This window comes from Streptomyces sp. NEAU-YJ-81 (assembly GCF_017592595.1).
GTDB classification, from domain to species: Bacteria; Actinomycetota; Actinomycetes; order Streptomycetales; family Streptomycetaceae; genus Streptomyces; species Streptomyces hygroscopicus_B.
On record NZ_JAGFNO010000016.1, the window covers coordinates 154374 to 180321 of the forward strand.

General features: G+C 70.1%; 29 protein-coding genes and 1 tRNA gene. 23 read left to right on the top strand and 7 right to left on the bottom strand.

Annotation, left to right across the window (positions count from 1 at the left end; all coding sequences use genetic code 11):
* The first annotated feature begins 111 nt into the window (after positions 1 to 111).
* The 3 genes from J5X86_RS29475 to J5X86_RS29485 all read left to right on the top strand — a co-directional run bounded on the left by J5X86_RS29475 (position 112) and on the right by J5X86_RS29485 (position 3171).
* On the top strand, positions 112 to 1827 hold the full coding sequence (locus J5X86_RS29475) for an RDD family protein (RefSeq protein ID WP_208519743.1): 1716 nt from the start codon (positions 112 to 114) through the stop codon (positions 1825 to 1827).
* A 170-nt stretch (positions 1828 to 1997) separates the two neighbouring features.
* Complete coding sequence (locus J5X86_RS29480) at positions 1998 to 2573, top strand: RDD family protein (RefSeq protein WP_208519744.1); 576 nt, start codon at positions 1998 to 2000, stop codon at positions 2571 to 2573.
* 91 nt (positions 2574 to 2664) lie between these two features.
* The gene (locus tag J5X86_RS29485; RefSeq protein ID WP_208519745.1) at positions 2665 to 3171 is read left to right on the top strand and encodes an RDD family protein; all 507 of its coding nucleotides are present in this window, start codon (positions 2665 to 2667) and stop codon (positions 3169 to 3171) included.
* On the opposite strand, the gene J5X86_RS29490 is transcribed toward J5X86_RS29485, so the two are convergent.
* Positions 3157 to 3438: a hypothetical protein gene (locus J5X86_RS29490; protein ID WP_208519746.1), complete on the bottom strand. Its 282-nt coding sequence runs from the start codon at positions 3436 to 3438 to the stop codon at positions 3157 to 3159. The two genes, J5X86_RS29485 and J5X86_RS29490, sit on opposite strands and share 15 nt — an antisense overlap.
* A gap of 317 nt (positions 3439 to 3755) precedes the next feature.
* Between J5X86_RS29490 and J5X86_RS29495 the strand changes: the two genes are divergently transcribed.
* On the top strand, positions 3756 to 6143 hold the full coding sequence (locus J5X86_RS29495) for an immune inhibitor A domain-containing protein (RefSeq protein ID WP_208519747.1): 2388 nt from the start codon (positions 3756 to 3758) through the stop codon (positions 6141 to 6143).
* Between the two features lie 133 nt (positions 6144 to 6276).
* Entirely contained in the window at positions 6277 to 6591 is a 315-nt protein-coding gene (locus J5X86_RS29500; RefSeq protein ID WP_014061054.1) for a hypothetical protein, read from the top strand.
* Positions 6592 to 6699: 108 nt separating this feature from the next.
* Here J5X86_RS29500 and J5X86_RS29505 read toward each other — a convergent pair whose 3' ends face one another.
* The gene (locus J5X86_RS29505) at positions 6700 to 7284 is read right to left on the bottom strand and encodes a nicotinamidase (RefSeq protein WP_208519748.1); all 585 of its coding nucleotides are present in this window, start codon (positions 7282 to 7284) and stop codon (positions 6700 to 6702) included.
* A 71-nt stretch (positions 7285 to 7355) separates the two neighbouring features.
* Positions 7356 to 8690 carry a nicotinate phosphoribosyltransferase gene (locus tag J5X86_RS29510; protein ID WP_208519749.1) on the bottom strand — a complete coding sequence of 445 codons (1335 nt, stop codon included), beginning with the start codon at positions 8688 to 8690 and terminating at the stop codon, positions 7356 to 7358.
* A gap of 83 nt (positions 8691 to 8773) precedes the next feature.
* Here J5X86_RS29510 and clpS point away from each other — a divergent pair, with 83 nt between their 5' ends.
* The 8 genes from clpS to J5X86_RS29545 all read left to right on the top strand — a co-directional run bounded on the left by clpS (position 8774) and on the right by J5X86_RS29545 (position 14355).
* Complete coding sequence (clpS, locus tag J5X86_RS29515) at positions 8774 to 9085, top strand: ATP-dependent Clp protease adapter ClpS (RefSeq protein ID WP_208519750.1); 312 nt, start codon at positions 8774 to 8776, stop codon at positions 9083 to 9085.
* The gene (locus J5X86_RS29520; RefSeq protein WP_208519751.1) at positions 9085 to 9696 is read left to right on the top strand and encodes a DUF2017 domain-containing protein; all 612 of its coding nucleotides are present in this window, start codon (positions 9085 to 9087) and stop codon (positions 9694 to 9696) included. The genes clpS and J5X86_RS29520 overlap by 1 nt, the downstream gene beginning before the upstream one ends.
* A gap of 212 nt (positions 9697 to 9908) precedes the next feature.
* Positions 9909 to 11321, top strand: coding sequence for an amino acid permease (locus J5X86_RS29525; RefSeq protein WP_208519752.1), 1413 nt, complete (start codon positions 9909 to 9911; stop codon positions 11319 to 11321).
* 80 nt (positions 11322 to 11401) lie between these two features.
* Positions 11402 to 11827, top strand: a complete 426-nt coding sequence (locus J5X86_RS29530) for a Mov34/MPN/PAD-1 family protein (protein WP_208519753.1) — start codon at positions 11402 to 11404, stop codon at positions 11825 to 11827.
* Between the two features lie 91 nt (positions 11828 to 11918).
* On the top strand, positions 11919 to 12035 hold the full coding sequence (locus J5X86_RS53005; protein WP_014061047.1) for a putative leader peptide: 117 nt from the start codon (positions 11919 to 11921) through the stop codon (positions 12033 to 12035).
* A gap of 93 nt (positions 12036 to 12128) precedes the next feature.
* A complete protein-coding gene (locus J5X86_RS29535; RefSeq protein WP_208519754.1) occupies positions 12129 to 12461 on the top strand; it encodes a MoaD/ThiS family protein in 333 nt (110 codons plus the stop codon).
* The gene (locus J5X86_RS29540) at positions 12461 to 13411 is read left to right on the top strand and encodes a PLP-dependent cysteine synthase family protein (protein WP_078641698.1); all 951 of its coding nucleotides are present in this window, start codon (positions 12461 to 12463) and stop codon (positions 13409 to 13411) included. Before J5X86_RS29535 ends, J5X86_RS29540 begins: the two co-directional genes overlap by 1 nt.
* 191 nt (positions 13412 to 13602) lie before the next feature.
* Positions 13603 to 14355 (top strand): MBL fold metallo-hydrolase, encoded by a 753-nt coding sequence (locus tag J5X86_RS29545; RefSeq protein WP_014061044.1) that lies wholly within the window; start codon positions 13603 to 13605, stop codon positions 14353 to 14355.
* 77 nt (positions 14356 to 14432) lie between these two features.
* Here J5X86_RS29545 and J5X86_RS29550 read toward each other — a convergent pair whose 3' ends face one another.
* Positions 14433 to 15665, bottom strand: a complete 1233-nt coding sequence (locus J5X86_RS29550) for a PTS transporter subunit EIIC (RefSeq protein WP_078641696.1) — start codon at positions 15663 to 15665, stop codon at positions 14433 to 14435.
* A 162-nt stretch (positions 15666 to 15827) separates the two neighbouring features.
* On the opposite strand from J5X86_RS29550, the gene J5X86_RS29555 reads away from it, so the two are divergent.
* From J5X86_RS29555 to rdgB, 4 genes are all read left to right on the top strand, one after another.
* Positions 15828 to 16109 (top strand): PTS glucose/sucrose transporter subunit IIB, encoded by a 282-nt coding sequence (locus J5X86_RS29555; protein WP_257789973.1) that lies wholly within the window; start codon positions 15828 to 15830, stop codon positions 16107 to 16109.
* Between the two features lie 108 nt (positions 16110 to 16217).
* Entirely contained in the window at positions 16218 to 16949 is a 732-nt protein-coding gene (gene rph, locus J5X86_RS29560; RefSeq protein ID WP_208519755.1) for a ribonuclease PH, read from the top strand.
* A 79-nt stretch (positions 16950 to 17028) separates the two neighbouring features.
* Entirely contained in the window at positions 17029 to 17424 is a 396-nt protein-coding gene (locus J5X86_RS29565; RefSeq protein WP_208519756.1) for a hypothetical protein, read from the top strand.
* A gap of 23 nt (positions 17425 to 17447) precedes the next feature.
* Entirely contained in the window at positions 17448 to 18083 is a 636-nt protein-coding gene (gene rdgB / locus J5X86_RS29570) for an RdgB/HAM1 family non-canonical purine NTP pyrophosphatase (protein WP_208519757.1), read from the top strand.
* Between the two features lie 66 nt (positions 18084 to 18149).
* Here the strand turns inward: rdgB and J5X86_RS29575 are convergent.
* Both J5X86_RS29575 and bcp read right to left on the bottom strand, forming a co-directional pair.
* Positions 18150 to 18233: transfer RNA gene (locus J5X86_RS29575), tRNA-Leu, on the bottom strand.
* Positions 18234 to 18291: 58 nt separating this feature from the next.
* The gene (gene bcp / locus J5X86_RS29580) at positions 18292 to 18759 is read right to left on the bottom strand and encodes a thioredoxin-dependent thiol peroxidase (protein ID WP_208519758.1); all 468 of its coding nucleotides are present in this window, start codon (positions 18757 to 18759) and stop codon (positions 18292 to 18294) included.
* Between the two features lie 138 nt (positions 18760 to 18897).
* Between bcp and J5X86_RS29585 the strand changes: the two genes are divergently transcribed.
* Complete coding sequence (locus J5X86_RS29585) at positions 18898 to 19260, top strand: DUF3618 domain-containing protein (protein WP_208519759.1); 363 nt, start codon at positions 18898 to 18900, stop codon at positions 19258 to 19260.
* 126 nt (positions 19261 to 19386) lie between these two features.
* Complete coding sequence (locus J5X86_RS29590) at positions 19387 to 19665, top strand: co-chaperone GroES (RefSeq protein WP_208519819.1); 279 nt, start codon at positions 19387 to 19389, stop codon at positions 19663 to 19665.
* A 101-nt stretch (positions 19666 to 19766) separates the two neighbouring features.
* Here the strand turns inward: J5X86_RS29590 and J5X86_RS29595 are convergent, their stop codons facing one another.
* A complete protein-coding gene (locus J5X86_RS29595; RefSeq protein ID WP_208519760.1) occupies positions 19767 to 22118 on the bottom strand; it encodes a transglycosylase domain-containing protein in 2352 nt (783 codons plus the stop codon).
* A gap of 278 nt (positions 22119 to 22396) precedes the next feature.
* On the opposite strand from J5X86_RS29595, the gene J5X86_RS29600 reads away from it, so the two are divergent.
* The 4 genes from J5X86_RS29600 to J5X86_RS29615 all read left to right on the top strand — a co-directional run bounded on the left by J5X86_RS29600 (position 22397) and on the right by J5X86_RS29615 (position 25914).
* On the top strand, positions 22397 to 23197 hold the full coding sequence (locus J5X86_RS29600; protein WP_208519761.1) for an ABC-2 family transporter protein: 801 nt from the start codon (positions 22397 to 22399) through the stop codon (positions 23195 to 23197).
* Between the two features lie 46 nt (positions 23198 to 23243).
* Complete coding sequence (locus tag J5X86_RS29605) at positions 23244 to 24008, top strand: ABC transporter permease (RefSeq protein ID WP_243981805.1); 765 nt, start codon at positions 23244 to 23246, stop codon at positions 24006 to 24008.
* Between the two features lie 9 nt (positions 24009 to 24017).
* Entirely contained in the window at positions 24018 to 25004 is a 987-nt protein-coding gene (locus J5X86_RS29610; RefSeq protein WP_208519763.1) for an ATP-binding cassette domain-containing protein, read from the top strand.
* Between the two features lie 106 nt (positions 25005 to 25110).
* Positions 25111 to 25914: a DUF1707 domain-containing protein gene (locus J5X86_RS29615; RefSeq protein WP_243981769.1), complete on the top strand. Its 804-nt coding sequence runs from the start codon at positions 25111 to 25113 to the stop codon at positions 25912 to 25914.
* Positions 25915 to 25948: the final 34 nt, after the last annotated feature.

Genomic DNA, 25948 nt, shown 5'->3' on the forward strand with positions numbered 1-25948 from the left:
GTTGCACAGCGGCTCCTGTACGGCAAACTGCTTACGCCCCCCTCACCGCGAGGCACCGTAAAGGCGCAGCGCAGTACAGCACGGCCGAGCAGATATGGGACATCGGAGATCATGAGCGCCCCTACCTCAGGATCCGCGGACGGCAGCTCCATTCCTGGCTTTTATCCTGATCCGTCCATCCCCGGCTACATCCGTTACTGGAACGGTGCCGCCTGGGTGCCCGGCACCAGCCGTCCCGCCCCGGCCGCGGGCGAGGCCATGCCCGCGCCGCCGCCCGGCGTCACCCATACCCAGGTGATCAGCCCGGCGCCGGACGAGACGGGCCCGATGTTCCTGGACGAGGAGCCGGCGCCGCGGCCCGTGGAGGAGACCGGCAGCGCACTGCCCGAGCTGCGCCGGAGCGCCGAGATGGACGTCCGGGGCACGGGCGGGCCGCCTGAGGCGGCGGCCGGTGGCATGGGGGCGCAGCCGGTGCCGCCCGGCGGGGTCCCGGCGTCCGTCGACTGGAACGATCCCCAGCGGCTGTACGGCACCCGCCCCGATGCCGGGTCGGCCTGGCAGGCGGACGCCTCCCGGCAGGGCGGATTCGGCGGCGAGCAGGACCACCGGGTCTCCTGGGGCTCGGAGACGGACGCCCCTGGCGACGCCCAGGCCGGTGGTGGGCAGGCCGATGGCGGGCAGTGGCCTGGGGTGCCCGACCCGCGGCGGGCGGGCCCGGGCGAGGGTGCCGGACGCGATGAGGGCACGTTGACCATGCGCGCGGGCGGCAGCGGCGGGACGGTGGACCGCTCGACGCAGGCCCTGCCGCCGGTGCGCCGGGCCCCGGAGCTGCCCTCGGCGGACGACGGGGAGACGCCCGCTCCGGTGAGCGACGGAACGATGACGATCCGCGCGGTGGGGCGCGGCGACGGAGCGGCACCCACGACGGGCCAGGGCCAGGGTCAGGGGCAGGGCCGGAACCCGGCGTCCGGCCGCGACGACGGGACGATGGCGATCCGGGCGATCGGCCGCGGTGGCTCGCGCAAGGGCGCCGAAGCGGCACCCCCGGCCCAGCCCCCGCGCCAGCCCCAGCAGCCTCCACGGACACACCAGCCTCAGCAGCCCCCGCAGCCGTACCAGCCCCAGCAGCCCCAGCAGCCCCAGCAGCCCTTCGGCGGTATCCCCGCCCAGGGCGGCGGCCCGGCCTGGCAGCAGCAGGGGCACCAGTTCGCCCAGCAGCCCGGCCCGGCGCAGGGCGCCCCGCAGGCGGCACCGCATGGCGCCCCGCCGGGTGCGCCCGAGGGCGTCATCCCCTGGAAGCCGCCCGTCGACAACCCCTTCCTGCTGGCCGCCCAGGCCCAGGGACGGCCCGCCCCGCTCGGCCGCCGCCTCGCCGCCCGGCTGATCGACACGGTCGTGCTGCTCGGCGTCGTCGGCGCCGTCGCGTTCCCGCTGTGGGGCAAGGCGAGCGACCACATCGACGAGAAGGTCGAGACGGCCAAGCAGAGCGGTGAGACCGTCACGGTCTACTTCCTGGACGGCACGACCGGCGGCTATCTCGGCATCGTCCTCGGTCTGCTGCTCGTCCTCGGCGTCGTCCTGGAGACGCTGCCGACCGCCAAGTGGGGCCGCACTCTGGGCAAGAAGCTGAGCGGGGTGCGGGTGCTGGACATCGAGGGGCACGACACCCCGTCCTTCGGCGCCGCGCTGCGCCGCTGGCTGGTCTACTCGGTGCTGGGGGTGCTCGTCATCGGCGTGCTGAACGTGCTGTGGTGCCTGTTCGACCGCCCGTGGCGGCAGTGCTGGCACGACAAGGCGGCCCGCACCTTCATCGCGGCGGCCGACTGAGCACGGCCGCGGCCGGGTGAGCACGGCCGCGGCCGGGTGAGCGCCGCCGTTCCCTTCCCGACCCCTGAGCCTCCGCCTCGCCCGCCCTCGCTGAGGCGGATGGACGATCCCGATCGCCCGAACGGTGCGCGCCGGATGCGACAGGCCCGGCTCCGGGGTCGACTCGGGCCATGAGCACCGACCAGCCGCCCCCCGGGCCCGATGAGCCCCGGGACCGGGACAGCAGCGATCCGTTCGCCAAATATCCGCGGGCGAACGGATCCCCGTACGGGGACCACACCGCCGGGGCCGAGCCGTACGCCGGGATGCCCCCGCTCGCGCACCTCGGCCGCCGTCTGATCGCCCGGATCATCGACGCGCTGCTCATCGGCATCCCGGTCGGGCTCGTCCTGAGCGCGATCGCCGGCGGCTACGACCCGGTCGACGGCAGCGCCCGTTCGACCATCGTCACGCTGATCTACGTCCTGATCTACTTCGTCTACGAGGGGCTGATGCTGACCCGGGACGGCCAGACCGTCGGCAAGAAGGCGATGAAGATCCGGGTCGCCCTGCTGGAGAACGGCCAGCCGCCGGCCGGTCAGGCGGGCTGGGTGCGCGCCGGGGTGTACGCCCTGCCCGAGATCGTGCCCTGCTGTGGCTTCCTCTTCTGGCTGATCAATGTGTTGTGGTGCACCTGGGACCGGCCGTACCGGCAGTGCCTGCACGACAAGGCGGCCAAGACCCTCGTGGTCTCGGCCGTGCCCTGAGCCCCCCGAGCCCCCGAGCCCCCGAGCCCCCGAGCCCCCGAGGTGCCACCCTGAGCTTCCGGTCCACCGGGAGCGCTGATGTAATCGGGGCATGGCCCCCGACCCGCTGTCCTCGCCCCCGCACGCGTTCCCCGCCGGGATGCCCCCGCTGGCCACCCCTGGTCAGCGCTTCGCCGCCCGGCTCATCGACATCATCGTCCTCGGCGTCATCTGGACGGTGGCGCTCATCGCGACCGGCGCGCTCCAGTACACGATGAACCACCCGGGCGAGCAGCACATGGGCAAGGTGACCCTCGCGCTCATCATCACGATGGCCGTCTACTTCGGCTACGAGGGCGTCATGCTGGCCCGCAGCGGACAGACGCTCGGCAAGAGGGCGCTGCGCATCCGGGTGGCGATGCTGTCCGACGGGGATGTGCCGGCCGGTCAGGGCTGGGTCCGTGCGGCGGTCTACGTGCTGCCCGGGATGCTGATCCCGCTGCTCGTCGGCACGGTTTTCTGGCTGGTCAACTCGGCCTCCCTGCTGTGGGACAAGCCGTTCCAGCGCTGTCTGCACGACAAGGCCGCGCGGACCGTGGTGGTGTCAGCCGCGCATTGAGTCGGCGTGCGCCCGGGTGCGCGCCCCCGCCGAGTCGGCCGGTCCGGATCCCGCCGCGGGGCTGCTGGTGCGGACGGTGCGGCTGGGGCGGGACACCCGGGCCACCGGCACGGTGACGGCGACGAGGAGCCCGGAGGCGAGCCCGACCACGGTGACCACCGCGATACCGAGTCCCGATTGGGTCTGGGACAGCAGCAGCATGGCGAAGGTCGAAAGAACGACGGTGGCCGAACCATAGGCAAGCTGTGCAGGAGTCGGACGCGGCATGGCGGTATCCGTCCTCAAGGGCGATATGCAGGGGGCATGGGTCAGGCTGATGTGACCGTCAGCTTGACTCTACGGTGGTGAATGCCCGAGGGGGAACGGAAGTAAGCGTGACCTCACCCACGGCGCCGTTGCACAGGGGGCGCACGGAATCATCGGCTGTTCCAACCGGCGTGCACGGCGCGCCCGTTGCTGTCCGTTAACCGGAACGCCGGGATCGCAGAACGTACTTGCCCCATCAGTCCAAGTCAAGGTCTGTCTTTTCTCCTGCCACTCCGGTCAAATGTCCGGCACCGGTGTGAAAGGGGAGGACTGAGCGAGTGAACAGCCAACGGAGAACGGCCAGATCGGCCGCCATAGCCACCGTGGTGGCCGCGCTCGGCGCGGCGGCACTCTCGACTGGCATGGCTCAGGCGGACGCGCCGTCTACGCGTGTTGAGCGCCATGATCCGGCGCCCGCGAAGACGGATGTCCAGCACGATCTCGAGGGCCCGTACAGCAAGCAGCAGGAAGCGCAGCGCCAGGAGGCGCTGCGTCAGGTCATCTCCGGCGACACCAAGGCGACCACGCGCGGGGCGTCGAAGGTGGTGAAGCTCGGCAAGGGAAAGTACGTCGAGCTGGCCCGGGAGAAGACCGACAAGATCTTCACCATCCTGGTCGAGTTCGGCGACAAGGTGGACGACACCACCATGTACGACCCGGACGGTGACGGCCCCGAGCCGCCGGTGAAGAAGTACGGCGGCGAGCCGGGCCCGGCGCACAACACCATCGCCGAGCCGGACCGCGCCGACGACAACAGCACGGCCTGGCAGAAGGACTACAACCGCGAGCACTTCCAGGACCTCTACTTCTCCAAGGACAAGAAGAAGGAGTCCCTGAAGAAGTACTACGAGAAGCAGTCCTCGGGCCGCTACTCCGTGGACGGCGAGGTCTCCGACTGGGTCAAGGTCGACTGGAACGAGGCCCGGTACGGCTCCAACTACTGCGGCGACACCAACTGCGCCAACGCCTGGGACCTGATCCGCGACGGCGTCAACCAGTGGGCCAAGGACCAGAAGGCGGCCGGCCGCACCGACGCGCAGATCAAGGCGGACCTGGCCAAGTACGACCAGTGGGACCGCTACGACTACGACGCCGACGGCAACTTCAACGAGCCCGACGGCTACATCGACCACTTCCAGATCGTCCACGCCGGTGAGGACGAGTCCGCGGGCGGCGGGGCCGAGGGCGAGAACGCGATCTGGGCGCACCGCTGGTACGCGTACGGCACCGACGCGGGCAACACCGGCCCGGGCGAGAACAAGTCGGGCGGTACGCAGATCGGCGACACCGGCATCTGGGTCGGCGACTACACGATGCAGCCGGAGAACGGCGGCCTCGGCGTCTTCGCCCATGAGTACGGCCATGACCTGGGCCTGCCGGACGAGTACGACACCACCGGTAAGGGGGAGTCGTCCGTCGCCTACTGGTCGCTGATGTCCGCGGGATCCTGGCTCGGCACCGGTAAGGACGCCATCGGCGATCTGCCCGGCGATATGAACGCCTGGGACAAGCTGCAGCTCGGGTGGCTGAACTACGCCACGGCCAAGGCCGGCAAGAAGTCGACCCACACGCTCGGGGTCGCGGAGTACAACACCAAGAACAAGCAGGCGCTGGTCGTCGAGTTGCCCGCCAAGCCCGTCACCACCGAGGTGGTCGCCCCCGCCGAGGGCACCAAGCAGTGGTGGAGCGGGATGGGGGACGACCTGAAGAACACCCTGACCCGGTCCGTGGACCTCACCGGTAAGTCCAAGGCCAGCCTGGACCTCCAGGGCTGGTGGGACATCGAGGAGAACTTCGACTACCTCTACACCGAGGTCTCCACGGACGGCGGCGCCAACTGGACGCCGATCGACGGTACGGCGGACGGCAAGGCCATCCCGCGCGACGCCGGTGACAAGCCCGCGCTGACCGGCACCGCCGGGGCGTACAAGAAGCTCTCCTTCCCGCTGGACGCCTACGCGGGCAAGAAGATCGAGCTCCGCTTCCGCTACCAGACCGACGGCGGTGTGGCGCAGAAGGGCTTCGCGGCCGACGCGATCACCCTGACCGCCGATGGCACCCCGGTCTTCAGCGACGGCGCCGAGGGCGATGACAACGGCTGGACCGCGAACGGCTTCTCGCGCATCGGCGCGTCCTTCAGCAAGGACTACCCGCAGTACTACATCGCCGAGAACCGCCAGTACGTGTCGTACGACACCACCCTGAAGACCGGTCCGTACAACTTCGGCTGGGCCTCCACCCGGCCCGACTGGGTCGAGCACTTCCCGTACCAGAACGGCCTGCTGATCTGGCAGTGGGACACCTCGCAGCCGGACAACAACGTCGGCGTCCACCCGGGCAGCGGTCTGATCCTGCCGATCGACGCGCACGCCACCCCCGAGAAGTGGGCGGACGGCACGCTGATGCGCAACCGGATCCAGGCGTACGACTCGCCCTTCAGCCGGCTCCCGTCGGACGGCTTCACGCTGCACAACGACGGTAAGGCCGCCAAGGTGAAGCCGAAGCCGGGCATCCCGGTCTTCGATGACCACAAGGGGACGTACTGGGACAAGAGCAATCCGACCGGCAGTGTGAAGATTGCTGACACCAACACCCGGGTCAAGATCCTCAAGGAGCTCCCGGGCGGGTCGACGATGACCGTCCAGGTCGGACCGTCCGCCTCCTAGATCCACACCGTCTGCGTTATCGCAGGTCAGAGCGGCAGCGGCCGTCGCCCCCTAGCGGGCGGCGGCCGTTCGCGTTTAGATGCCCCTACGACCAACTTGTTGACACGACGTCTCACGGGGGACATGACCCGCAATGGCCAACGGAGGATTCACCAAGCTGCCCGGCGGCAGCGTGGTGGTCGCACTGACGCTGCCGAGCCCGCTGGGCGAGGGCGGCGTCCGCGTCCTGGTACACGCCATGAACCGCCAGCGCGCCCTGACCAGGCTGCGCAATCTCGGGCTTCGCGCCGTCTACCTGCGCGGCAATATGGCCCCGCCGACACCCGACGAGGTGACGGCGGTGCTGCACCATCCCGACGGGCTGGTCTGGCGCACCGCGCCGGACCGGGGAGGGGAGCTCTGGCATCCGATCGCCGCTCTGCTCAGACCGTCGGCCCCGGCCTCGTAACGCCGGGGCACCTCCTAGCGCTGGGGCCCCTCGTAACGCCGGGGCCCGGAGGGCGGCCGCAGGGGCCGCCAGGGCGGCTGGGAGGCGCCCAGAGCGCCTCCCGCGCCCTCAGACGACCGGCTTGCCGCTGAGCTCGACCCCGGCCGCCCGCAGCTCGCCCAGGGCGCGCTCGGTCGTGTCCGGGGAGACGCCCGCGGTCAGGTCCAGCAGGACATGCGTGGCGAACCCCTCGCGGCGCGCGTCCAGCGCCGTGGCCCGGACGCAGTGGTCGGTGGCGATGCCCACCACGTCCACCTCGGTCACCTCCCGCTCGCGCAGCCACTGGGCGAGCGAGGTGCCGTGCTCGTCGATGCCCTCGAAACCGCTGTACGCCGCCTTGTACGTGCCCTTGTCGAAGACCGCCTCGATCGCGCCGGAGCCGACGGCGGGCGCGAAGTTCGGGTGGAACCCGACACCCTCGGTGCCCGCGACGCAGTGCACCGGCCAGGTGTGCTCGTAGTCCGGGTTGTCCGAGAAGTGATCGCCCGGGGCGATGTGGTGATCACGCGTGGCGACGATATGGCGGTAACCGGGCGTCGCCTCCCCGATCAGATCGGTGATCGCGGCGGCGACATCCGCGCCCCCCGTCACCGCGAGGCTTCCGCCCTCGCAGAAGTCGTTCTGGATGTCGACGACGATCAGTGCCCGGTGCATGTCACCGAGGGTAGACACTCCGCGTCGATTGCGGCAGTGGGCATGCCCCGCGTTCCCCCTCATGACGCGCCTCAGACCGGCAGGTACTCGGTGGGCAGGACCGGCTCCCCGCGCGAGAGCTGGGTCGCCGACAGCGGCAGCCCGGCCCGGGCCGCGATATGCCGGTCCCGCGCCGCGTCCAGCGGCTCCCGGCCCACGATCTCGCCGCCGCGCACCAGCTCCACCAGTAGCTGATGGCCCGCCAGCTCCTCGGGAACCGCACCGGTGCCGACCACCTCGGCCTCGGCCACACCGTGCTCGTCCACCCGCCGCGCCGCCCATTTGCGGCCGCCCACCGAGGACTTCGCGCCCATGGACTTCTTGGCCACCGGCAGCAGCGGCGCGTCCGGGGTGTCCGAACCGGCCCGCGCGACCAGCTTGTAGACCATCGAGCAGGTGGGGTGGCCGCTGCCGGTGACGAGCTGGGTGCCGACCCCGTACGCGTCCACGGGGGCCGCGGCCAGCGAGGCGATCGCGTACTCGTCGAGATCGCTGGTCACCGTGATCCTGGTGTTCTTGGCGCCCAGCTCGTCGAGCTGCTGGCGCACCCGGTGGGCGAGCAGCAGCAGATCGCCGGAGTCGATCCTTACGGCGCCCAGGCCCTTGCCGGCCACCTCCACGGCGGTGCGCACCGCCTCGGCGACGTCATAGGTGTCCACCAGCAGGGTGGTGCCGCTGCCGTGTGCCTGGACCTGCGCCGTGAAGGCGTCCCGCTCGCTGTCGTGCAGCAGGGTGAAGGCGTGGGCGCTGGTGCCCACGGTGGGGATGTTGTAGCGGAATCCGGCCGCGAGGTCGGAGGTGGTGGCGAAGCCGCCGACGTAGGCGGCGCGGGCGGCGGCGACGGCGGCCAGCTCATGGGTGCGGCGGGCGCCCATCTCGATGAGCGGCCGGCCGCCGGCGGCGGTGGACATCCGGGACGCGGCGGCGGCCACCGCGGAGTCGTGGTTGAAGATGGAGAGGATGACCGTCTCCAGCAGCACCGCCTCGGCGAAGGTGCCCTCCACCCGCATGATCGGCGAGCCGGGGAAGTAGACCTCGCCCTCGGGGTAGCCCCAGATGTCGCCGCGGAAGCGGTAGTCGGCGAGCCAGGTGAGCGTCGGCTCGTCCACGATCCGCTGCTGGGCGAGGAAGTCCAGGACGTCGCTGTCGAAGCGGAAGTTCTCGACGGCGTCCAGCACCCGCCCGGTGCCCGCGACGACACCGTAGCGGCGGCCCTCGGGGAGGCGCCTGGTGAATACCTCGAAGACCGAGCGGCGGTCGGCGGTGCCCGCCCGCAGCGCGGCCTGCAGCATGGTGAGTTCGTACCGGTCGGTGAAGAGTGCGGTCGACGGCACGTCCACCGGCAGTCCCAAGTCCGCAGTGTCCATGGTTGACGATGCTACCTCCCGTACTCGTCAGACTGACGAGATCTGGGTGCCGGTTTATGCGACGACCAGTGCCGGGTGGCAGCATGGGACGTGTGAGTGTCACGCCCGTGGAGATCGAACGTCCCGAAACCCGTGAAGCGCCGATGTCGGTGCCCGAGCCCGACGTTCCCTGGGTGACGGTGGTGCACAACGACCCCGTCAATCTCATGAGCTATGTGACCTACGTCTTCCAGAGCTATTTCGGCTATCCCAAGGACAAGGCGCACCGTTTGATGCTCGACGTCCACCACAAAGGCCGCGCGATCGTCTCGAGCGGCAGCCGCGAGGAGATGGAGCGCGACGTGCAGGCGATGCACGGCTACGGCCTGTGGGCGACCCTCCAGCAGGAGCGCTGATGTCGGGACGCTTCGAGCCGCTGCCCGGCGGCGGTGCCTCCCTCGCGCTGGACGAGGTCGAGATCTCCATTCTGCGCAGCCTGGCCATGCAGCTCGCCGAGCTGATCGGCCCGGGCGACCAGCCCGCCGAGGGCGGTGACCCCCTGGACGCGCTCTTCGCCGACGGCCCCAGCAAGCCGCCGGCCGATCCCGCGCTGGCCCGGCTGTTCCCGGACGCCTACCGCGCCCCGGACCAGGAGCTGGGGCCGCGGGAGGAGAAGGAGGCGCGGGAGGCGTCCGCGGAGTTCCGCCGCTTCACCGAGAACGACCTGCGGGCGCGCAAGCGCGACGACGCCCTGACGGTGGTGCGCGACCTGGACTCGCTGGCCTCCGGGGCGTCCGCCGGGGCCCCGGGTGTGCTGGAGCTGGCGCCGGAGAGGGCCCGGCACTGGCTGACCGCCCTGAACGACCTGCGGCTGGCCATCGGGACCCGGCTGGAGGTCACCGACGAGGACGACGGCGGTGACCTGCTGCGGCTGCCGGACTCCGATCCGCGCAAGCCGATGGTGATGGCGTACTTCTGGCTCGGCGGGCTGCAGGAGACCCTCGTCGAGACCCTGATGCCGGAATAACTCCCTCCGGCGATTACTGAGTGTTCGTTTAGAGGATGCTCAACTCCGGATAACGATCGCATCACTGCGGTTGCGAACTTTATTGCGCGACGTAACCTTTGTCCGCTTCTTCCTGTGGCGTGCACCACACGCGGCTCGGTCGATCAGCGTTGCGGTCGTGGTAAATCTTCACGATCGCCAGCCAGCCGCCACAGGGAGAAAGGCGCAGCAATATGACCTCAGCGGCTCCTGAAGAGGGCTATGAGCGCGGCCTGGGCAGTCGCCAGGTACAGATGATCGCAATCGGTGGCGCCATCGGCGTCGGCCTGTTCATGGGCGCCGGTGCGAACATCGCCAAGGCCGGCCCGAGCATCATCCTGATGTACGCCCTCGCGGGCGTGGTCATCTTCTTCATCATGAGAGCGCTCGGTGAGCTGCTCCTCTACCGCCCGGTCTCCGGGTCCTTCGCGGAGTACGTTCGGGAGTTCCTCGGCCCGTTCTTCGGCTTTGTCACGGGGTGGACGTACTGGCTGATGTGGGTGGTGACCGGCATGGCCGAGCTCACGGCCGCCGCCATCTACATCAACTACTGGTACCCCTCGATCCCGCAGTGGGTCAGCGCCCTGGTCTTCCTGGTGGTGCTGTTCGGCGTCAACCTGATCTCGGTGAAGATCTTCGGTGAGGTCGAGTTCTGGTTCTCGATGGTCAAGGTCACCGCCATCATCGGCATGATCGTGATCGGCCTGGGCGTGCTCACCCTCGGCTTCTCCGACGCCGGTGACACCGCCGCCGCCTCCAACCTCTGGTCCCACGGCGGGGTCTTCCCCAACGGCATCGGCGACAGCCTGATGACCCTCCAGGGTGTGATGTTCGCCTACCTCGCCGTCGAGCTGGTCGGCGTCACCGCGGGCGAGTCCGAGGACCCCGAGAAGACCCTGCCCAAGGCGATCAACACGCTGCCCTGGCGCATCATCATCTTCTACGTCGGTGCCCTGGTGGTGCTGCTCGCCGTCGTCAAGTGGACCGAGTTCTCGGCCGGCGAGAGCCCCTTCGTGCATGCCTTCTCCAAGATCGGCATCCCGTTCGCGGCCGGCATCGTCAACTTCGTCGTGCTCACCGCGGCCCTGTCCTCCTGTAACTCCGGGATGTACTCCACCGGCCGGATGCTGCGCGGCCTGGCCGCCAACAACGAGGCCCCGAAGGCCTTCGGTCTGCTCAACGCCCGTAAGACCCCGGCCATCGGCATCACCGTCTCGGCGCTGCTGATGGGCATCGGCGTGATCCTCAACTACGTCGTCCCGGAGAAGGCGTTCACGTACGTCACCTCGGTGTCCACGGCCGCGGGCATCTGGGCCTGGGCGATGATCCTCGTCAGCCATATCAAGTACCGCAAGGCCGTGACCTCCGGCCGGCTGCCGGCCTCGTCCTTCCCGGCCCCGGGCGGCGCCGTCTTCAGCTGGGTGGCGCTGATCTTCCTGATCGGCGTGACCTGCCTGATCGCTTACGACAAGGACGCCCGGGTCTGTCTGTACGTGGGCGCCGGCTGGGCCGTGTTCCTGGTGATCGGCTGGTTCATGCTGAAGTCGCGCGAGGGTGGCCAGCCGGGCGCCGGCGCCGAGGCGGAGCCGGAGTACGCGCGCAAGTAAGCCGTATCGCCTTTCGGGCGCCGTATCTCAGCAGGCGGGCTCCGGACCACTGTCCGGAGCCCGCCTCCTATTGTGTGCTCATGCTGACCATCACCCAGGCGCTCCACGACAAGATCGTCGCGCACGCCCGCGCGGACCACCCCGACGAGGCATGCGGCGTGATCGCGGGCCCGGCCGGAAGCGGCCGGCCCGAGCGGTTCATCCCGATGCTGAACGCGGCCCGCTCGCCCACCTTCTACGAGTTCGACTCGGGTGACCTGCTCAAGCTCTACCGCGAGATGGACGACCGGGACGAGGAGCCGATGGTCATCTACCACTCGCACACCGCCACCGAGGCATACCCCTCACGCACCGATATCTCCTACGCCAATGAGCCCGGTGCCCACTACGTCCTGGTCTCCACGGCCGAATGCGGCAATGACGAGGGGCCCGTCCAGTTCCGGTCCTTCCGGATCGTGGACGGCGAGGTCACCGAGGAAGAGGTCGAGATCGTCCCGGGCACCTGAGTGACCTGCGCGTCTCGTATCGCGGTCGTTACCCGTCCGTATCACGGGATGACCTACCGGAGCCCGGACCGGGAATCGATACGATGAGTCCATGGTTTTCGATGACGTGAGCGAGAAGACGCCGGGCATGCTGCTCGTGGCGCGGCTCCACGTCGACCTGTGCCGGCTCGCCAGCGCGATGTGTCCGCGCCGCGCCGTGGCCGCCTGAGCGCGCGCCCGAGACGCCCCGACGCCCTTCGACGACGCCCTCCCGGCCGCTCCGGCCCGGGAGACCACCCCGCCCTCCGACAGGAGCCCAGACATGGCCATCGAGGTCCGCATCCCGACCATCCTCCGCACCTACACCGACGGCCAGAAGGCGGTCGAGGGCAGCGGGACCACGCTTGCCGAGCTCTTCACCGACCTCGAGACCCGGCACGCCGGGATCCAGGAGCGCCTGGTCGACGGCGGTGAGCTGCGCCGCTTCGTCAACGTCTATCTGAACGACGAGGACGTCCGCTTCCTCGACGGTATCTCCACCAAGCTCGCGGACGGCGACAGCGTGACGATCCTCCCCGCCGTCGCAGGTGGGGCTCTCGGGGCGGAGCCCCGTCCTGCTGGGGTGGCGGCCGGGCGACGGGCGGGCATGCTCTGATGCGGTACGACAGCCCGCTGGCCGCGGTCGGCAATACGCCGCTCGTCCGGTTGCCGCGGCTCTCGCCCTCCTCCGACGTACGGATCTGGGCCAAGCTGGAGGACCGCAACCCGACCGGCTCGATCAAGGACCGCCCCGCGCTCCATATGATCGAACAGGCCGAGAAGGACGGCCGGTTGACCCCCGGCTGCACCATCCTCGAGCCCACCTCCGGCAACACCGGTATCTCGCTCGCGATGGCGGCCAAGCTCAAGGGCTACCGCATCGTCTGCGTGATGCCGGAGAACACCAGCGAGGAGCGGCGCCAGCTCCTCGCCATGTGGGGCGCGGAGATCATCTCCTCGCCCGCCGCCGGTGGCTCCAACACCGCCGTCCGGGTGGCCAAGGAGCTGGCGGAGCAGCACCCGGACTGGGTGATGCTGTACCAGTACGGAAACCCCGACAACGCCGGTGCCCACTACGCCACCACCGGCCCCGAGATCCTCGCCGACCTGCCCTCCCTCACCCACTTCGTCGCGGGTCTCGGCACCACCGGCACCCTGATGGGCGTCGGCCGCTTCCTGCGCGAGAACAAGCCGGACGTCCAGATCGTCGCGGCCGAACCGCGGTACGACGACGTCGTCTACGGACTCCGCAACCTGGACGAGGGGTTCGTCCCCGAGCTGTACGACGAGTCCGTGCTGACCACCCGCTTCTCCGTCGGCTCCGAGGACGCGGTGACCCGCACCCGGGAACTCCTCGCCCAGGAAGGCATTTTCGCGGGCGTGTCGACCGGCGCGGCCCTGCATGCCGCCCTCGGTGTCGCCGGTAAGGCGGTCAAGGCCGGGCAGAGCGCCGATGTGGTCTTCATCGTCGCCGACGGTGGCTGGAAGTACCTCTCCACCGGTGTCTACACGGCGGCCACCACCGAGGAGGCGATCGCGACGCTGCACGGCCAGCTCTGGGCGTAGCCCTTCGGGCCGGTCGGCCGGCGGGGGGCATGGCCGGGCGCCACCCGGCTCCGTCCTGGTGATTCCGCCCACAACGCGGGCCCGTGGAGGAGCTGCCTGGGCTTTTGCGCCTTACGCTCGTGGGCACCGCATGACCCCCCGCACCGCCCATGGCCTTCGGCATGGGGACCCCTCAAGGAGGTTCCTGCTTCATGAAGCTCACCGTCGTCGGATGCTCAGGGTCGTTCCCGTCCGCGGAATCGGCCTGCTCGAGCTACCTCGTAGAGGCCGACGGCTTCCGGCTGCTCCTCGACATGGGCAATGGCGCCCTTGGCGAGCTGCAGCGCCACTGCGGTCTCTACGACCTCGACGCTGTACTGCTGTCCCATCTCCACCCCGATCACTTCATCGACATGTGCGGATACTTCGTCGCGCGCTACTACCGGCACGACGGTGGCCGCGCCGAGGCGATCCCCGTCTACGGCCCCGAGGACACCGAGCGGCGGCTGGTGCAGGCGTACGACGACCTGCCCGATGAGAAGTCGATGCGTGAGGTCTTCGACTTCCGCACCCTGACGCCCGGCAGCTTCGACATCGGCCCCTTCACCATCCGCGCCGAGCGCGTCTGCCACCCCGTGGAGGCGTTCGGCTTCCGGATCGAGTACGGCGGCCGCTCGCTGGTCTACTCGGGCGACACGGGCCCCTGTGAGGCCCTGGTGGACCTGGCCCGGGGCGGCGACCTCTTCCTGTGCGAGGCGGCCTTCACGCACGGCAAGGAGGACATCCCGGAGCTGCATCTCAACGGCCGCCAGGCGGGTGAACACGCGCTGCGGGCGGGGGTCGGGAGCATGGTGCTCACCCACATCCCGCCATGGACGGACCCCCAGATCAACCAGCGCGACGCGCAGGCGGTCTTCGGCGGCCCGGTGGAGCTGGCCAAGGCGGGCGCGGTCTACGAGGTGTAACAGGCGGTGAACGCAGAAGCGCCGGGCTGGAGGACCAGCCCGGCGCTTCGCCGTTCACCGTGGTGCGTGCCCGGTGGCTACTTCTTGCCGTCCGCCACCGCGGCGTCGTCCAGGGAGTCCTCCGGTTCTCGTCCCGGCGTCGGGATGTTGAACTTCGTGATCACGAAGCGGAAGACCACGTAGTAGACGACGCTGAACGCCAGCCCGATCGGGATCAGCATCCAGGCCTTCTCGCTGTGCGACCACCCCAGCAGATAGTCGAACAGCCCGCCGGAGAAGGTGAAGCCGCTGCGGATGCCGAGTGCCCAGGTCAGCGCCATGGACAGGCCGGTCAGCACCGCGTGGATGCCGTACAGCAGGGGCGCGATGAACATGAACGAGAACTCGATCGGCTCGGTGACACCGCAGACGAACGCCGTCAGCGAGACCGAGATCATCATGCCCATCACGGCCTTGCGCCGCTCGGGACGGGCGCAGTGCGCGATCGCCAGACCGGCGGCGGGCAGCGCGAACATCATGATCGGGAAGAAGCCGGTCATGAACATTCCGGCCGACGGGTCGTCGTGGAAGTAGCGCGCGATATCGCCGTGCCAGGTCTGGCCGCCGGAGCTGAAGTCGCCGAACTGGAACCAGGCGAACGAGTTCAGCAGCATGTGCATGCCGACCGGGATCAGCAGCCGGTTGACCACACCGAAGATCCCCGAGCCGACCGCGCCATTGGACGACAGCCACTCGGAGAAGTTGTTGAGGCCGTCGCCTATCGGGCCCCAGAGGTAACCGAAGAGCACGCCGTAGATCACGCCCGCGAAGGACATCAGGATCGGGATGAAGCGGCGGCCGCTGAAGAAGCCCAGCCAGTCCGGCAGCCGGGTGCGGTGGTACTTCTCCCACAGCACCGCGGCGGTCAGGCCGACCACGATGCCGCCGAGGACGCCCGGGTCCTCCGGCTTGCCGGTCACCTCGCTGACGAAGCCGGTCAGGACGTTCTTGTAGACGAGGAAGCCGACCAGGCCCGCGAACGCCGTGGTGCCGTCCGACTTCTTCGCGAAGCCGATGGCCACGCCGATGCAGAAGAGCAGGGCCAGGTTGTCGAAGAGCGCGCCGCCCGCGTGGGCGAAGATCTCCGCGAGCTTGTTCCAGCCGAGTCCCGTCTTGCCGAAGACGTCGTCCTGGCCGAGCCGGCTCAGGATGCCCGCGGCGGGCAGAGCGGCGACGGGGAGCTGGAGGCTGCGCCCGATCTTCTGCATACCCTTGATCAGACCGGCACCCCGCTTCTGGGCGGGCGCGGCCGGGGCGGTGGCCGTACTCATCGGATTCCTCCTGGTGAGGCGGGCTCTCAGGGGAGGGGCGGCCCGCGCTATGGTCTAAACCACATGTGGTGTAGACCTGTTGTAGCACGTAGGGATCCGCTAAAGGAATCTATCGTTCCAAGTGACGAGTGACTTCCTCACCCGCATAATGGTGTAGACCACTTGCCGCAACGCGGACACCACGCGGACAGCAGGACGACAGGAGCGAACATGGCCACCAAGGCTGACAAGATCGTCGAGGGGCTCGGCGGCATCGACAACATCGTCGAGATCGAGGGCTGCATCACCCGCCTGCGCACTGAGGTCAAGGACGCCGCCCTGGTCGACGAGGCCCTCCTGAAGGCCGCCGGTGCCCATGGCGTGGTGAAGATGGGCACGGCGATCCAGGTGGTCATCGGCGCCGACGCGGACCCCGTCGCCGCCGAGATCGAAGACCTGATGTGACCTCCCGAGACCTGAGGTGACCTTACGGGCCCGGAGCGCCGTCCCCCGGGAGCGGGGCCCTCGCCGGACGCGGACCGGGGGCCTCCGTGATGCCGATAGGCTCATCTCATGTCTCGTATCGACGGCCGCACCCCCGACCAGCTCCGACCCGTGACCATCGAGCGCGGATGGAGCAAGCATGCCGAGGGCTCGGTCCTCGTCTCCTTCGGCGATACGCGGGTCCTGTGCACCGCGAGCGTCACCGAGGGCGTGCCGCGCTGGCGCAAGGGCAGCGGCGAGGGCTGGGTCACCGCGGAGTACGCGATGCTGCCGCGCTCCACCAACACCCGGGGCGACCGCGAGTCCGTCCGCGGCAAGATCGGCGGCCGTACGCATGAGATCTCCCGTCTCATCGGCCGCTCGCTGCGCGCGGTGATCGACTACAAGGCGCTCGGCGAGAACACCATCGTCCTGGACTGCGATGTCCTCCAGGCCGACGGCGGCACCCGCACCGCCGCCATCACCGGCGCCTATGTGGCGCTGGCCGACGCCATCGGCTGGGCCCGGGGCAAGAAGCTCATCAAGGCCACCCGGCAGCCGCTGACCGGCACCGTCTCCGCCGTCAGCGTCGGCATCGTCGGCGGCGTGCCCCTGCTCGACCTCTGCTACGAGGAGGACGTGCGCGCCGAGACCGACATGAACGTGGTCTGTACCGGTGACGGACGCTTCGTCGAGGTGCAGGGCACGGCGGAGGGCGAGCCCTTCGCCCGCGAGGAGCTGAACGGGCTGCTGGACCTCGCCGTGGCCGGCTGCGAGACCCTGGCCGGAATCCAGCGCGCGGCGCTGGCCCAGGAGATGTGACGACGGCACCGAGCAACCGTCGCGCGGCGCCCGGCGTTTAGTCAGGTACCAGCACCGTTCCCGGGGAAGGACCCATTCCATGGCGCCGCGCCACCGTCACCGCCGTACCACCGCCGTCACCGCTCTCGCCGCCGTCGCGCTCATCGTGCCGGTCACCGTCAGCTGCAGCGCGGTGGAGAAGGCCCTCGACTGCGCCCAGCTCGCGGTCGAGATATCCAACGACGTGGACAACCTCCAGGACGCCCTGACCGGCGCCGCGGTCAATCCGCAGGACGCCGACAAGATCCTGGACGCCCTCGACAAGGACATCGACAAGGTGGGCGACCGCACCGACAACGCGGACGTCGGCAAGGCCGTGGACGACCTCCAGAAGGCCCTGGACAACGTCCAGAAGTCCGTGGACAGCGGCAAGCGCCCCGATATGACCCCGGTCAGGGACGCGGCGGGCGAGCTGACCGGTGTCTGCTCGCCCTGACCTCCCCTCGATAATCGAGAGCTATGCAGCAACACACTGAGGGACACCGCCCGCACCCCCGCCGTCTGGTCCTCGCGACCCGCAACCCCTACAAGATCAACGAATTGCGCTCGATCCTGGGCGAGACCGGCCTCGACGCCGAACTCGTCGGCGCCGACGCCTATCCGGAGGTCCCGGACGTCAAGGAGACCGGGGTGACCTTCGCGGAGAACGCCCTCCTCAAGGCCCACGCCCTGGCGCAGGCCACCGGCCACCCCGCCATCGCCGACGACTCCGGCCTCTGCGTGGACGTCCTCGGCGGGGCGCCGGGCATCTTCTCGGCCCGCTGGTCGGGCCGGCACGGCGACGACCGCGCCAATCTCGACCTGCTGCTCGCCCAGCTCTCCGACGTCCCCGACGAACACCGCGGCGCCCACTTCGCCTGCGCCGCCGCCCTCGCCCTCCCCGACGGCACCGAGCGCGTCGTCTCCGGCCGGCTCACCGGCACGCTCCGTCATGAGCCCGTGGGCGGCGGGGGGTTCGGCTACGACCCCATCCTCCAGCCGCACGGCGAGACCCGCACCTGTGCCGAACTGGACCCCGAGGAGAAGAACGCCATCAGCCACCGCGGCAAGGCGTTCCGCGCGATCGCCCCGGTCGTCCGCGAACTCCTGGGGTGAGCGGCCCCGTAGGACGCCGCAGGCCCGGCCCGCGATGAGGCGGGCCGGGCCTGCGTTCGCCCGGCGTGCGGCCGGAGGGACTCGAACCCTCACGGGAGTTACCCCACTGGGACCTAAACCCAGCATGACTGCCAATTCCATCACGGCCGCTCGGCACGGTCATGGTACTGCCTGGTGAACGGGGTCCGGGGCGGCAGCCCCGGGTCCGTCACAGCCCCAGGTCTTTGATGATCTTGGCTACGTGGCCGGTGGCCTTGACGTTGTACAGGGCGCGCTCGACCTTGCCCTGCTCGTCGACGATGACGGTGGAGCGGATCACGCCGATGACCGTCTTGCCGTAGAGCTTCTTCTCGCCGAAGGCGCCGTACGCCTCGAGGGTCTCCTTGGCGGCGTCGGCGAGGAGCGTGACCTTGAGGTCCTCCTGGTCGCGGAACTTGGCCAGCTTCTCGGGCTTGTCGGGGGAGATGCCGATGACGTCGTAGCCGTGGCCGGCCAGGAAGGCGAGGTTGTCGGTGAAGTCGCACGCCTGCTTGGTGCAACCGGGGGTGAGGGCGGCGGGGTAGAAGTAGACGATCACCTTACGGCCGGCGTGGTCGGCGAGCGAGACCTCCTTGCCGTCCGCGTCGGGGAGGGTGAAGGCGGGGGCGGTGTCGCCGGGCTGCAGTCGCTCGCTCATGGTCGGGTGCTCCTCGTGGCGTCGGGGGTACGTACCCGACATTAGCCAGCTTCCCGTCCGGGGGTGCCGTGGGGCGGGGAGGAGGGCGAGCTGACAGACTGTCCATCACGAATCATCGAGACTGACGGAGGCAGCGCGGTGTCGGATGCCAGGACCCCTGCGCAGATCGAGGCGGACATCGCCCGCAGGCGGCAGGAGCTCGCCGTGACGCTCGACGAGATCGGGGTGCGGATGCACCCGAAGACGATCATCGGGGACGCGAAGGCGAAGGCGGCGTCGGCCGTGGACCGGACCGCCGGGCGGGCCTATGTGTCCGCCAACCGCGTGGTGACGGGCGTGCGGGGCCAGTTGGTGTCGGAGGATGGCCAACCCCGCATGGAGCGGATCGTGCCGGTCGCGCTCGCCGTGGCCGGGCTGGTCGGACTGCTCGCGCTCTCGGCGAGGTCCTCCCGGTCCGCCAAGGCGTCCCGCTCCTCGTGGTGCTCCAAGCGGCGCCGCTGAGCGAAGGGCGGCCGGTGCCGCTGAGCGAAGGCGGCCCGCACCGGCCCTGAGGCGTCATCGCGCCGTCCGGCCAGGTACGGTCATGGCGTGAGTGCGAACACGACCCATGACAAGCTGCCCATCCGGATGCTGCACGACCGTGTGCTGGTCCGCACCGACATTCCGGAGGGCGAGCGCCGGTCGTCCGGCGGCATCGTCATCCCCGCCACCGCGGCGGTCGGCAGGCGGCTGGCCTGGGCCGAGGTGGTCGCGGTCGGGCAGAGCGTACGGACCGTGGAGCCCGGTGACCGGGTGCTCTACGACCCGGAGGACCGGGCCGAGGTCGAGGTCCGCGGGGTCGCCTACGTCCTGATGCGGGAGCGCGACCTGCACGCGGTGGCCGCCGAGCGGCTGGAGGGCGCGTAGGACTCCACGGGGCTCTACCTGTAGGGACACCGCGGGATCGGACATGACAGAGGGTGGTGACGGTCTCCGTCACCACCCTCCGCTGTTCGTGGTCCGCGGTCTCAGCCGCCCACCGGCCCCCCTGGGTCGCCCGGATCGCCACCCGGATCACCTGGCCCCCCCGGACCGCCCGGGCCCGGCTCGGTCGTCGGGCCCCCGGTGGGGAAGTCCGTCGGCGGGGTGGTGTCCGTCGGCGGTGTCGTCGGCAGCGTCGGCGGGGTGTCGGTCGGCGCCGTGGGGACCGAGGTGTCCGGCGGGGCGCCGGTCGGGGGAGTGGTGACCACCGGCGGCAGGGAGCCCGGAGGCTGCTGGCCGGGCTGGGAGCCGTCGGGGGTGCTCGCCCCGTCCTCCAGCCGCAGATCGAACTCGGCCGGCGGCTTGCCGTCCAGCGCGCCCGACGTGTACTGCGCCCAGATCTCGGCGGGATAGCCGCCGCCGTTGATCCGCTCCAGGCCCGTCGCCCCGTACAGCGGCTTCTGCACGCCGGTATTGGAGTCCTGGCCCATCACCGCGACCACGGTCGCCAGATCCGGGGTGTAGCCCGCGAACCAGGCGGCCTTGTCCTCCTCCGCGGTGCCCGTCTTGCCCGCCGCCGGGCGCTCGGCGGCCTGGGCGGCGGTGCCGGTGCCGCCGTCGACCACGCTCTGCAGTATCGAGGTGGTGGTGTCGGCGGCGCTGCGCGGGATGGCCTGCCGGTTCTCCCGGTCCGGGAGATCGACCCGCGCACCGTCCTTGGTGACCTCCTCGACCAGGCTGTACTTGCCGTGCTCGCCGTGGTTGGCGAGGGTCGCGTACGCCTCGGTCATGTCCAGCACGCTCGCGGTGGCGGGGCCGAGCGCGATGGAGGGGGAGGCGTGCAGATCGGGGGTGTTCTTGGGGACGCCCAGGTCGATGGCGGTCTGCCTGACCTTGGCGGGGCCGACGTCCTGGGCCATCTGCGCGTACACCGAGTTCACGGAGTTGTCGGTGGCCGTGGTGACGTCGATGTCGCCGTAGTCGACGTCGTCCTCGTTGGCGGGGGAGTAGCCGGTGGGCCCCTCCGGGCCGACGACCTCGCGCTTGTTGTCGCCGTTGTAGAGGGTGTCCGGGGTGATCGTCTGGCCGTCCTGGGTGGTGGACCCGTAGCGCACCGCCGAGGTGAAGACGAATGGCTTGAACGTGGACCCCACCTGGTAGTCACGGCGGGTCGCGTTGTTGACGAACTGCTTGGTGTAGTCGATCCCGCCGTAGAGGGCGACCACCTTCCCGGTCTTCGGGTCGATCGAGGCGCCGCCCGCGCGGACATAGCGGTCGACCTTGCGGTCCTCCGGGCTGAGCTTGCTCATCAGCCGGTCGCGGACGGCCCCCGCGAAGGCGTCCTGCTTCTTCTTGTCGATCGTGGTGGTGATGCGGTAGCCGCCGCGCGCCAGGGTCTGCTCGTCGATGATCCCGTTGCTGGTGAGGTAGTCCTCGACGGCCTCGACGAGATAGCCGCGCTGGCCGGACATGCCCGAGGGGGCCCTGGCCTCGGAGGGCGCGGGGAAGGTCATCTTCTGCTGGTCGGCCCTGGTCAGCCAGCCCTTCTTCACCATGCCGTCCAGTACGTAGTGCCAGCGGGCCGTGGCCCGCCCCTTGTTCTGCGGATGGGCGACGATGTCGTAGGCGCTGGGGGCGTTCAGCAGGGTCGCGAGATACGCGCCCTGGGCGGTGTCGAGCTCGCCGATGTCCTTGCCGTAGTACGCCTGGGCGGCGGCCTGGATTCCGTAGGCGTTGCGCCCGAAGTAGCTGGTGTTGAGGTAGCCCTCGAGGATCTTGTCCTTGCTCACCTCCCGGTCCAGCTTGATCGCGATGAAGAACTCCTTGGCCTTGCGGGTGACCGTCTGCTCCTGGTCCAGGTAGTAGTTCTTCACATACTGCTGGGTGATGGTGGAGCCGGACTGCTTGCCCTTGCCGGTGGCGGTGTTCCAGGCGGCCCGGACCATCGCCTCGGGGTTGATGGCCGACTCCGAGTAGAAGTCCCGGTCCTCGGCCGCCAGCACCGCGTGCTGGATCCGCTTGGGAATCTGGCTGAGCTGGACGTTCTCCCGGTTGACCTTGCCCTCGCGGGCAAGCTGGGAGCCGTCGGAGTAGAGGAAGACATTGCTCTGGGCGATGGCGGCTCTGTTGGCCGGGGGGATGTCGACGAGCAGATAGCCGGTGACGAGCCCGCCCGCGATCAGCAGGACGATCAGGAGGAAGCCCCCGAGGAGCATGCGCCAGGTGGGCAGCAGCCGGCGCCATCCGGTGCGCTGGGGACGGCCCTTTCTGCCCTTGGCCGGTTTGCCTGCCGGGAGGCCGTCCGCGCGGTGCGGCGTGTCGTGGTTGCCATCGTCGATGCCGGGCCGGGCACCCGTTCCGGCCGCGCCACCGTCGATCAACTGGGGCTCGTCGCTCATGTCTCCTGAGACTCCTCGGCCGCCGTCGAAGGTTGCGCGGCGGCAGGATCGTGCACGGTCGGGCGATTCGCGTCGTACGCCCGATAAAACACTGTCGCATCATCCGTTCCGGGCCGAGGACGTGGCGCGCACCCGTGACTGGTCTGTGACCGGCCATATGGATGATTCCGCTCACACCATCCGGTGAATATTGGCTGGCCGTCCCTCCGGTCACCCCACTAGGCTCCGGATTTTGGCGCCGGCCGGGCGCCGCGGTCGGGGGAGGGAGGGGCGGGCGGATGCGGCTGTACGCGGCCGTCGCGGTCAGCGGCTTCAAACGCTACGCGACGTATCGGGTCGCCACCGTGGCCGGGGTCTTCACCAATACCGTTTTCGGCTTCATCCTCGCCTACACCTACACCGCGCTGTGGGACGAGCGGCCGCACCTCGGCGGCTACGACCTCGACCAGGCGCTGACCTTCGTCTGGCTCGGCCAGGCGCTGCTGGCGGCCGTCGCGCTGATGGGCGGCGGCTTCCAGGAGGAGCTGCAGGACCGCATCCGCTCCGGTGACATCGCCGTGGACCTCTACCGCCCCGTCGACCTCCAGTCGTGGTGGCTGGCCAACGAGCTCGGCCGGGCGCTGTTCCAGTTGCTGGGGCGCGGCGTGGTGCCGATGGGGATCGGGGCGCTGGTCTTCGAACTCCGGCTGCCCGCCTCGCCGTTGACCTGGCTGTGGTTCCTGCTGTCGGTGGCGCTCGCGGTGTGCGTCGGCTTCGCGGTGCGCTATCTGGTGTCGCTCGCCTCCTTCTGGCTGCTCGACGGGACGGGGCTGTCCATGTTGAGCGGGCTGCTGTGCCTGTTCTTCTCCGGGATGATCCTGCCGCTCAACGTCTTCCCCGGGCAGCTCGGCGAGATCGCCCGCGCGCTGCCCTGGGCGGCGATGCTCCAGGTGCCCGCGGATGTCTTCCTGGAGGAGCACCGGGGGGCGGGGCTGCTGGGGGCCTTCGCCTTCCAGGCGGGATGGTTGGTGGTGCTGCTGGCGGCCGGGCGGGTGCTGCAGTCGGTGGCGACCCGGAAGGTGGTGGTCCAGGGTGGCTGAGTCGGCCGTGTCCAACGGGCTCCGGGCCTACGTCCTGATCGTCGGGATGTGGGTGCGCTCCACGATGGCCTACCGCACCTCGTTCCTGATCATGACGCTGGGGAACCTCCTCGCGACCGGCCTGGACTTCGTCGCGATCGCGCTGATGTTCACCCACATCGGGCAACTGGGCGGCTTCACCCTTGACGAGGTCGCCTTCCTCTACGGCACCACCAGCGTCGCCTTCGGCCTCGCCGATCTCACGCTGGGCACCATGGGCCGGCTGGGCCAGCGGGTGCGCGACGGCACGATGGACACCCTGCTGGTGCGGCCGGTGCCGATACTCGCCCAGGTCGCCGCCGACCGCTTCGCGCTGCGCCGGCTGGGCCGGATCGCCCAGGGGGCGGTGCTGCTCGGCTGGTCGCTGAGCCGGCTGGACATCGACTGGACGGTGGACCGGGCGCTGCTGATGCCGGTGATGCTGCTGAGCGGGGGTGCCATCTTCGGGGCGCTGTTCGTGCTCGGCGGCGCCTTCCAGTTCTGGGCCAAGGACGCCTCCGAGGTGCAGAACGCCTTCACCTTCGGCGGGACCACGCTGCTGGAGTACCCGCCGACGGTCTTCGGCAAGGAGCTGCTGCGGGGCGTCACCTTCGTCATCCCGCTGGCCTTCGTCAACTGGCTGCCGGCGCTGCACATCCTGGGCCGCCCCGATCCGCTGGGGCTCCCGGCCCGGATCGGCTTCGCGGCGCCGCTGGTCGCGTGCGGCTGCTGTGCGGTGGCGGGGCTGGCCTGGCGGGCGGGGCTGCGGGCGTATCAGAGCACGGGGAGCTGAGGGGGAGGGATGGCCGTGGACGAGCTGATCGAGCTCGACGGTGTCGAGAAGGTGTTCCAGGTGCGGCGCAGAGCCGGGCTGGTGCGCCGTGAGCGCCGCGAAGTGCGCGCCGTGGACGGCATCAGCTTCCGGGTGCCGCGCGGCGAGATGGTGGGCTACATCGGCCCGAACGGCGCCGGGAAGTCCACCACGATCAAGATGCTGACCGGGATCCTGGTGCCCAGCGGCGGACGGCTGAGGGTCGCGGGAATCGACCCCTCCAGGGAGCGGACGCGGCTCGCGCGCCGGATCGGGGTGGTCTTCGGGCAGCGGACCACCCTGTGGTGGGATCTGCCGCTGCGCGATTCGTACGCGCTGGTGCGGCGGATGTACCGGATCCCCGATGACCGCTACCGGGAGAACCTGGACCGCTGCGTGGAACTGCTCAACCTGAGCGAGCTGTTGGACGTGCCGGTGCGTCAGCTCTCGCTCGGCCAGCGGATGCGCGGCGATATCGCGGCCGCCCTGCTGCACGACCCCGAGGTGCTCTATCTCGACGAGCCGACCATCGGGCTCGATGTGGTCAGCAAGGCGAAGGTGCGGGAGTTCCTGCGCGATGTGAACGCCGAGCAGGGCACCACCGTGCTGCTCACCACCCACGATCTGACCGATATCGAACTGCTGTGCAAGCGGGTGATGGTCATCGACCACGGCCGGCTGGTCTACGACGGCGGGCTCGACGGGCTGCACGCGGTGGGGGAGAGCGAACGCACGCTCGTGGTCGACCTGGAGCAGGAGCTGCCGCCCATCGAGATCCCCGGCGCCCGGACGGTGCGGGTCGAGGGGCCCCGGCAGTGGCTGGCCTTCCCGGCGAACAGCAGCGCGGCGCCGATCGTCGCGGCGGTCGCCGACGGCTATCCGCTGGTGGACCTCTCGGTGCGCGAGCCCGAGATCGAGGACGTGATCGCGAGGATGCTGCACGGCGGGGAGGGCGGGACGGCCGGGCGCGGAGTGTGAGCGGGGCCCGTGACCGGGTTGGTGGCCGTGAACCGGGGACGGATCGGGGGCGGCACCCCCGTACGAGATACGGGCCACGGCCGGTGCCCGCCGTTAGTCTGTCCGTATGACGAGCGCTGGTTCTTCCCAGGGGGCGAGCCCCGACCTCCCGGACCCGGCCGGGATGCGGGCCTCCGACGCCGAGCGTGAGCGGATCGCGGAGGTCCTCCGCGAAGCTGTCGCCGAAGGCCGCCTGGACATGGAGGAGTTCGACGAGCGGCTGAACGCGGCCTACACGGCGCGCACCCACGGCGAGTTGGAGCCGTTGGTACGGGATCTCCCGGTGCCCGGCAGCGCCGCTCCCGCCCCGCCGGCCCCGGCCGATCCCACCGGCTGGGCCGAGCGGATCGGCGGTACCCCGACCTCGAAGTGGGCCGTGGCGATCATGGGCGGATTCCAGCGCAAGGGCACCTGGACCGCCCCGCGCGCCTTCACCGCCTTCACCCTCATGGGCGGCGGTGAGATCGATCTGCGCGAGGCCCGGTTCGAGGACCGCGATGTGGTGATCCGCTGCTTCGCCCTCATGGGCGGGGTGCAGATCATCGTCCCGCCGGACGTGGAGACGCATGTCGGCGGTATCGGTCTCATGGGCGGTTTCGACCACACCGGGTCCGCCGACGGGGATCCCACCGGCCCTCGGGTGACCGTTACGGGCCTGGCGATCTTCGGCGGGGTCAGCGTCGAGCGCAAGCTCCGTAAGGAGGAGCACAAGCGCCTCAAGGAGGAGCGCCGCCGGGTGAAGGCCGAGCGCAGGGACGAGCTGCGCGCCGAGCGCCGGGAACTGCGGGGCGCACGGCGCGATGAGCGCCGTGAGGAGCGGGAGGAGCGCCGGCTGTCCCTGGAGAAGGACCGCCGCCGCGACGACTACTAGGCCCTTACGGGGCTACTGGGCCCTTACTGGGCCC

Bases quoted from the DNA above. Each gene is read 5' to 3' on its own strand.
- J5X86_RS29475 (WP_208519743.1), top strand. From the start codon at position 112: ATGAGCGCCCCTACCTCAGGATCCGCGGACGGCAGCTCCATTCCTGGC.
- J5X86_RS29480 (WP_208519744.1), top strand. From the start codon at position 1,998: ATGAGCACCGACCAGCCGCCCCCCGGGCCCGATGAGCCCCGGGACCGG.
- J5X86_RS29485 (WP_208519745.1), top strand. From the start codon at position 2,665: ATGGCCCCCGACCCGCTGTCCTCGCCCCCGCACGCGTTCCCCGCCGGG.
- J5X86_RS29490 (WP_208519746.1), bottom strand. From the start codon at position 3,438: ATGCCGCGTCCGACTCCTGCACAGCTTGCCTATGGTTCGGCCACCGTC.
- J5X86_RS29500 (WP_014061054.1), top strand. From the start codon at position 6,277: ATGGCCAACGGAGGATTCACCAAGCTGCCCGGCGGCAGCGTGGTGGTC.
- J5X86_RS29505 (WP_208519748.1), bottom strand. From the start codon at position 7,284: ATGCACCGGGCACTGATCGTCGTCGACATCCAGAACGACTTCTGCGAG.
- J5X86_RS29510 (WP_208519749.1), bottom strand. From the start codon at position 8,690: ATGGACACTGCGGACTTGGGACTGCCGGTGGACGTGCCGTCGACCGCA.
- clpS (WP_208519750.1), top strand. From the start codon at position 8,774: ATGGGACGTGTGAGTGTCACGCCCGTGGAGATCGAACGTCCCGAAACC.
- J5X86_RS29520 (WP_208519751.1), top strand. From the start codon at position 9,085: ATGTCGGGACGCTTCGAGCCGCTGCCCGGCGGCGGTGCCTCCCTCGCG.
- J5X86_RS29525 (WP_208519752.1), top strand. From the start codon at position 9,909: ATGACCTCAGCGGCTCCTGAAGAGGGCTATGAGCGCGGCCTGGGCAGT.
- J5X86_RS29530 (WP_208519753.1), top strand. From the start codon at position 11,402: ATGCTGACCATCACCCAGGCGCTCCACGACAAGATCGTCGCGCACGCC.
- J5X86_RS53005 (WP_014061047.1), top strand. From the start codon at position 11,919: ATGGTTTTCGATGACGTGAGCGAGAAGACGCCGGGCATGCTGCTCGTG.
- J5X86_RS29535 (WP_208519754.1), top strand. From the start codon at position 12,129: ATGGCCATCGAGGTCCGCATCCCGACCATCCTCCGCACCTACACCGAC.
- J5X86_RS29540 (WP_078641698.1), top strand. From the start codon at position 12,461: ATGCGGTACGACAGCCCGCTGGCCGCGGTCGGCAATACGCCGCTCGTC.
- J5X86_RS29545 (WP_014061044.1), top strand. From the start codon at position 13,603: ATGAAGCTCACCGTCGTCGGATGCTCAGGGTCGTTCCCGTCCGCGGAA.
- J5X86_RS29550 (WP_078641696.1), bottom strand. From the start codon at position 15,665: ATGAGTACGGCCACCGCCCCGGCCGCGCCCGCCCAGAAGCGGGGTGCC.
- rph (WP_208519755.1), top strand. From the start codon at position 16,218: ATGTCTCGTATCGACGGCCGCACCCCCGACCAGCTCCGACCCGTGACC.
- J5X86_RS29565 (WP_208519756.1), top strand. From the start codon at position 17,029: ATGGCGCCGCGCCACCGTCACCGCCGTACCACCGCCGTCACCGCTCTC.
- rdgB (WP_208519757.1), top strand. From the start codon at position 17,448: ATGCAGCAACACACTGAGGGACACCGCCCGCACCCCCGCCGTCTGGTC.
- bcp (WP_208519758.1), bottom strand. From the start codon at position 18,759: ATGAGCGAGCGACTGCAGCCCGGCGACACCGCCCCCGCCTTCACCCTC.
- J5X86_RS29590 (WP_208519819.1), top strand. From the start codon at position 19,387: ATGCTGCACGACCGTGTGCTGGTCCGCACCGACATTCCGGAGGGCGAG.
- J5X86_RS29595 (WP_208519760.1), bottom strand. From the start codon at position 22,118: ATGAGCGACGAGCCCCAGTTGATCGACGGTGGCGCGGCCGGAACGGGT.
- J5X86_RS29600 (WP_208519761.1), top strand. From the start codon at position 22,397: ATGCGGCTGTACGCGGCCGTCGCGGTCAGCGGCTTCAAACGCTACGCG.
- J5X86_RS29605 (WP_243981805.1), top strand. From the start codon at position 23,244: ATGTGGGTGCGCTCCACGATGGCCTACCGCACCTCGTTCCTGATCATG.
- J5X86_RS29610 (WP_208519763.1), top strand. From the start codon at position 24,018: ATGGCCGTGGACGAGCTGATCGAGCTCGACGGTGTCGAGAAGGTGTTC.
- J5X86_RS29615 (WP_243981769.1), top strand. From the start codon at position 25,111: ATGACGAGCGCTGGTTCTTCCCAGGGGGCGAGCCCCGACCTCCCGGAC.